At 65.5% G+C, this 724-nt stretch carries 1 protein-coding gene; it reads right to left on the bottom strand.

Annotation, left to right across the window (positions count from 1 at the left end):
* Positions 1-59: 59 nt before the first annotated feature.
* On the bottom strand, positions 60-629 hold the full coding sequence (orn, locus tag QMX83_RS21550; RefSeq protein ID WP_282298664.1) for an oligoribonuclease: 570 nt from the start codon (positions 627-629) through the stop codon (positions 60-62).
* Positions 630-724: the final 95 nt, after the last annotated feature.

Genomic DNA, 724 nt, shown 5'->3' with positions numbered 1-724 from the left:
GCCCAGGCGGTATCGAGGGCCGGCCAACGGCCGGCGCTACCGGAGTCACCCCGGCATTCTCAGGCCGGCAAACCCGACAACGCGCCCATGAACTGCCGGTAGTGACGCAGCTCGGCGATCGAGTCGTGCACGTCGCTCAGTGCGGTATGGCTGGAGGTCTTGCCCACGCCAGCGGCCACCGTGGGAGCCCAGCGCTTGGCCAGTTCCTTCACGGTGGACACGTCCAGGTTGCGGTAGTGGAAGTACTTCTCCAGCCGCGGCATTTCACGGTGCAGGAAGCGGCGGTCCTGGCAGATCGAATTGCCGCACATCGGCGAGGCACCGGCGCGGATCCACTGGGCCAGGAAGTTCACGGTCGCGGCTTCGGCCTGGCCCAGGGTGACCTGGCTCTCCACCACGCGCTGCCACAGCCCGGAGCGCCGGTGCTGGTTGCGGTTCCATTCGTCCATGGCCTCCAGTCGCTCCACCGGGTGGTGGATGGCGAATTCCGGGCCCTCAGCCAACACGTTCAACTGCGCGTCGGTCACCACCGTGGCGATCTCGATGATCGAGTCGTTGTCGGTATCCAGACCGGTCATTTCCAGGTCGATCCAGATCAGTCGTTCGCCTTCCGCGCCGTTGTCGGCCATGTGTTCAAACCCGTTTACGAAAGGACCATGATACCTGCAACGCTGTGGTGCTTCCGGCATTTCTGCGGGCCGGCCAACGGCCGGCGCTACCGGAC

It is taken from the genome of Stenotrophomonas sp. PS02289 (genome assembly GCF_029960115.1).
Lineage (GTDB): Bacteria > Pseudomonadota > Gammaproteobacteria > Xanthomonadales > Xanthomonadaceae > Stenotrophomonas.
This window is presented reverse-complemented; position numbering and strand designations above follow the sequence as displayed.

What these genes read in the sequence shown, in the direction of transcription:
- orn (WP_282298664.1), bottom strand. Translation starts at nt 629, where the DNA reads ATGGCCGACAACGGCGCGGAAGGCGAACGACTGATCTGGATCGACCTG.